This is a genomic window from Silvibacterium sp., from assembly GCF_047605705.1.
Lineage (GTDB): Bacteria > Acidobacteriota > Terriglobia > Terriglobales > Acidobacteriaceae > Silvibacterium.
In genome coordinates this window covers 1-5,105 of the sequence record NZ_JASGFD010000103.1, presented here as the reverse complement: position 1 = coordinate 5,105, position 5,105 = coordinate 1, and the positions used below count along the sequence as shown (strand labels likewise).

The window sequence follows — 5,105 nt, the reverse complement described above, 5'->3', positions numbered from 1 at the left end:
AAGGCCGGGATGGCGCACAACAGACTGAGCGTAAGTACGGCTGCGAGGCGCGGCATGGAGGCAAATATAGCACTTCTCCTAATCTATTAGGAGTTTGATGTTCTATTTCGAGGGGATTTATTTTCGCTTGCCCGGAGCGATCCCGCCGGGGACAATGAGCACGCCATGGGAACACGAGACGCACGCGTCGACGCTTATATCGCCAAGGCCGCGCCCTTTGCGCAGCCGATTCTGAACGAGCTGCGGGAACGGGTCCATGAGGGGTGTCCGGAAGCGACCGAGACCATCAAGTGGGGCATGCCGTTCTTCGAGTATCACGGGCTGTTGGCGAATATGTCGGCCTTCAAGGCGCATTGCGCCTTCGGCTTCTGGAAGGGCGGCAGCATGATGAAATCCGAGGGAGCCGAACCTTCGGACGATGCGATGGGGCAGTTCGGCCGCATTCTTTTGGAAAAGGAGCTTCCTCCTCGCCGGACTTTCGTCGCTCTGGTAAAGAAGGCAGCGAAACGCAATCTCGATCTCTCCACAGGCGCAGTTGCGAAGCCTGCGGTGAAGCGAGTGCCGAAGCCCGAACTCCCGGTGCCGGAGTTTCTCATCGCGGCGCTGAAGAAGCACAAGAAGGCGGGCGAGCGATTCGCCGCCATGCCGCCGAGCCATCGCCGCGAGTACATCGAATGGCTCAACGAAGCGAAGACCGAGCCCACGCGCGAGAAGCGGCTGGCGACGGCGATCGAGTGGATCGCTGAGGGTAAGGGGCGGAACTGGAAGTATGAGAAGGCGAAGGTGTAGTTATGCAGTTGAAAGAGTGATCTTGGATTGCGGGTAATTCTTCACTATTGTCATGCGAAAAGCCAATTATCTAATCAGATGTGAGCTTGCGTCGGCATTAAATTGAAATAGTAAACTTGGCTTTCTCAAGAACTCTATCAAATGAATCTCACTAAACTTCGACTTCGGGATTTTAAGCAGGTCAGCGATGTCAGACTAGATTTGCATAGTCTCAATGTGATCGTTGGCGGAAACAACTCGGGAAAAAGCAGCGTATTGCAAGGTATTCATTTTTTCTTGACTGCAGCCATCGCCTCGCGTGAAGCCTCTCGCGATACGTTCACTCAGGAAATGCTACTATTTTGTCCTGCCCATAAATTTGAAGAATTAGGCCGTAATAGTCTGTACACGAATCAGACTCATAAAGGCTACCTGACATTAGGTGCTGGCCTGGTTGACGGCACTTCTGCTGAATACGACATTGTTATCTATCGAGGCCGGAACGAGGGAAATGTTGGTTGTACTAGATCAGGCAATAGCGCTTTAGGAGCGACGATAACCGATGCGGAAAAACTATTCAGTGTCTATGTGCCAGGCCTCGCAGGTATTCCTCCTTTTGAACAGTTTCGAAGCTTGAGTGTGGTTCGGCGTGGTGTAGCAAGCGGGGACGCCAATCTTTATTTGCGTAATGTGATTTTGCAGATCGTGTTTGCAAAACGGCTTGATAGATTAAGGAGTCTGGTCAGGAATATATTTCCCGCGTTCGACATTGAGGTGCGTTATAACTCACGCAAAGATACTGTAATTGGTGTACGCCTTCGGATGGGTTCAGGTGCAGAATTTCGCGCTCTTGAGTTATCTGGGACAGGAGTCTTACAGGCTCTGCAGATTTTTTCATACATCACTTTGTTTGAACCTCAGTTGCTATTACTCGATGAGCCCGATTCCCACCTCCATCCTGACAACCAGGTATTCCTTGCAAAATCACTTATAGTAGTCGCTTCAGAAACTAATACTCAGGTAGTTTTGGCGACCCATAGCCGCATTTTGGTTGAGTCACTCCAAGATAGCGCAAACTTAATCTGGCTGAAAGCAGGAGCGGTGTCACAGCAAGGAGTTAGTCTCGACCACATTCCGTTACTGCTTGATATCGGTGCCCTTAATGATTTCGACAGGCTCAAGGCTGGAAAGATCGAATGGCTATTTCTTTCCGAAGACTCTGACATGAATCCTCTTAAGGTTCTCGCTTTACATGAGGGATTTAGTCCGAAGGCTTCTTTGTTCTTCAGTTACCGCGGAATTTCAAACTTCGATACTGCTGTTACTGTGGCACGCTTTGTTCATGAAATCTCTCCAAAGACAAAAGTTGTCATTCACAGGGATCGCGATTTTATGACGGATCAAGAGATTAAGCGGGCAGCGACTCGAATCAAGGATGCTCATGCCGAACTCTTTGTGACCGAAGGTTCTGACGTTGAAAGTTACTTTACGGATTCAGGGCACATCTCGTCCCTTACTGCGCTATCCACGGATGATGTAAACGCTTGGTTGGATGAGATTGCAATACAGAACCATGTCCAACTGCAACATTCCTTCACCCGAAAAAGGGATGAAGTGAAGAGAGCACTTTACAAGAATGATCCTGGAAATTGTCCGGATACAGTTTCTTTGCTTGGGAACTCGATCCCGCTTTCTCCAGACAAGCGCCTCGGGAAATTCATCCTATCTAGGTTGAATGCCTCGGTGGCAGCGAAAACAGGCAAGTTAACAAACTTTGTCCAGCGTTCATCAAAATTAGCTTGCCCTCAACTCAAGGAAATTTTGAGTAATATTAGCTGAAAGCATCTTAGGCTATGTTAGCTATATCGGAAATAACGAATGCGCCCCTTATCACTGATATGGCGACGTGCGTTTGGCCCGGATGGTTTGAGCTTGCTTCGGAGCTTTATCCTTTGCTCAAGTCCACAGTCCCAATCAGGTCCGTAACCTTCTCCACATGATGACGTGTGCACCAGTGCTCTAAGCCTTTGGCGATGCGCTCGGTGGCGCGTGGATCGGCGTAGGTCGCCGTGCCTACCTGCACCGCCGATGATCCGGCGATGAGGAATTCCACCGCATCTTCTGCCGACGTGATGCCACCTAATCCGATGACCGGAATCTTCACCGACTTCGCTGCCTCCCACGCCATGCGCAGCGCGATGGGTTTGATCGCCGGGCCTGAGAGGCCGGCCGTCACATTCGCGATGCGCGGCTTGCGCGTGGCGATGTCGATCGAGAGCGAGACGAAGGTGTTTACCAGCGAGAGCGCGTCGGCCCCGGCCGCTTCGGCGCATCGAGCCATCTCCGGGATCGAAGTGACGTTCGGCGAGAGTTTGATGATCACGGGGCGGACGGCGATCTCTTTGACGCCGCGCACCAGCTCGCTGAGCGCTCCGGGGTCGGTGCCGAAGACCATGCCGCCATGGCTGGTGTTGGGGCAGGAGGCGTTGATCTCGTAGGCCGCGATGCCTTGGGCGTCGTTGAGCTTGCGGATGACTTCGAGGTAGTCGTCCACGCAGCCGCCGAAGACGTTCACGATCACCGCGCAGCGCGGGTAGTTGCGCATCGGCGGCAGCTTCTGCTCGAGGTAGGCGTCGACGCCGATGTTCTGCAGGCCGATGGCGTTCATCATGCCGCTGGATGTCTCGATGATGCGCGGCGCGGCGTTGCCGGCCATCGGCTCACGCGAGATGCCCTTGGTGCAAAAGCCGCCGATCTTTTCGAGATCGACGATCTCTTCGAACTCGACGCCGTAGCCGAAGGTGCCGCTGGCGGCCAGGACGGGGTTCGCCAGCTCGATGCCGGCGAACTGGATGCGCATATCGGTCTTCAACGTTCGTCTGTCCTTACTGGTCCTGTTTCGCGGGCTTCGGTTCGGCAGCGGCGCGGACGTGGCGAGCCGCAGTGTGCGTGCGCACCGGCGCTTCCTTGGGATAGGTCACAGCCGAAGCCGGCTTCAGGGCCTGCGTGAGGATGTGTCCTATGGAAGCAGACGGCTGGTTCACGCCGAGCAGCGAGGCCAGCGTGGCGGCGAGATCGACCGGCTCCACGCGGCCGCGATAGGTGCCGGGTGCGAAGGGCGCGCCGTAGAAGGCCAGCGGCACATGGCGGTCATAGGAGTAGGGCGTGAAGTGGTTGGTGCCGCCGCTCGCGTTGTAGCCCATCTGGAAGGCATCGGCTACGACCATCACGTACCAGCCTCCGTTAGGCGTGTAGCTGTGGGCGATGAGCTGGCCGAAAGGAGTCGGAGGCAGCTGGCCGTTCGCCATCTGCAGGCGGGTAAAGCTGCTGGAAAGGCCCGGGGTGGGCGGAATTTTAGACGTAGCCGGAGCTTTAAGTTCCTGCGGCTTGGTCAGGTCATTGAAGGCCTGCGGCAGCATCTTCTGCACCGCGTCTTCGGCCTCCTGCTCGTTGATGCCGGCGCGCTGGAAGGCAGGCGGATTCAGTACGAGATAGGGAAGTGCCTGGTGGTCGAGCATGTAATCGACCTTCTCGCCCGGCGAAAACTTTACGTTGAGATTGTCGTTCAGCTCGGCGACCAGCTTCTTCACATCGATGGTGGCTGCGTGCAGGCCGAAGTTCGCGGCGGTTGCCGGTATCGGAGCAACGCCATGGTCAGCGGTGAGCGCAATCCACACATTGGCGAGGCCGCCGTCGACGTTCTTGTCCAGCCAGGTAAAGAAGCCGTCGAGGTCCGTGTCTACCGCGTCCACCAAAGCGCGCTGGTCCGGTGAATCAGGGCCGACGTGGTGGCCTAGAATGTCGGTCGAGGAGATGCTGAGAGTCAGCACGTCGGTCGTGTCGTGCTTGCCGAGTTCTTCGCCCGTAATCAGCGCCTTGGCGAAGTCAAGCTCGTAGCTGACAGCGGCGGGTGTCGCGCCTACGGTGCTGTAGAAGTTGCCACCTTGCGGAGCGTTCGCCTCCTGGCGTGCCTGGTCGATGCGTCCGCCATCGTCGAAAGTCTGCGCCCAGTCGGGCAGCTGCGTCATGTAGTAGGTCGAGGTAACGAAGCGGCCCGAGGCCTGATCGATCCAGAAGGCGCCATTGGCGGCTGCGCCCGCGGGCAGGATGGCGGCGCGATCCTTGAGCGAAACACCGTAGACGCTCGAGCTGCCGAGCGTATTGAGCCGGAGCTCATCGCCGAAGGTGGACGCGCGCAGGTTGCGCGGCGAGGAGCCTGGCGCCGGAGCAGCGCCACTGGGCATGCCAACCAGTGCGTAGCGCTCGTCCTCTACCGAGGTTACGGGGCGCTGCTTATTGCGATCCAGGTCCCACCATTCGTTGCCGCCGATGCCGTG

4 protein-coding genes are annotated in these 5,105 nt (G+C 56.2%); 2 read left to right on the top strand and 2 right to left on the bottom strand.

The window, feature by feature from the left end; translation table 11 throughout:
• Positions 1-165 precede the first annotated feature (165 nt).
• Both QM649_RS20015 and QM649_RS20010 read left to right on the top strand, forming a co-directional pair.
• Positions 166-789, top strand: coding sequence for a YdeI/OmpD-associated family protein (locus QM649_RS20015; RefSeq protein ID WP_415200845.1), 624 nt, complete (start codon positions 166-168; stop codon positions 787-789).
• A gap of 141 nt (positions 790-930) precedes the next feature.
• A complete protein-coding gene (locus tag QM649_RS20010) occupies positions 931-2,607 on the top strand; it encodes an AAA family ATPase (RefSeq protein WP_415200844.1) in 1,677 nt (558 codons plus the stop codon).
• A 106-nt stretch (positions 2,608-2,713) separates the two neighbouring features.
• Here QM649_RS20010 and QM649_RS20005 read toward each other — a convergent pair whose 3' ends face one another.
• Both QM649_RS20005 and QM649_RS20000 read right to left on the bottom strand, forming a co-directional pair.
• On the bottom strand, positions 2,714-3,640 hold the full coding sequence (locus QM649_RS20005; RefSeq protein ID WP_415200843.1) for a dihydroorotate dehydrogenase: 927 nt from the start codon (positions 3,638-3,640) through the stop codon (positions 2,714-2,716).
• A 13-nt stretch (positions 3,641-3,653) separates the two neighbouring features.
• Positions 3,654-5,105, bottom strand: a 1,452-nt coding sequence (locus QM649_RS20000) for an alkaline phosphatase family protein (protein WP_415200842.1), incomplete at its 5' end; no start/stop codon positions are given.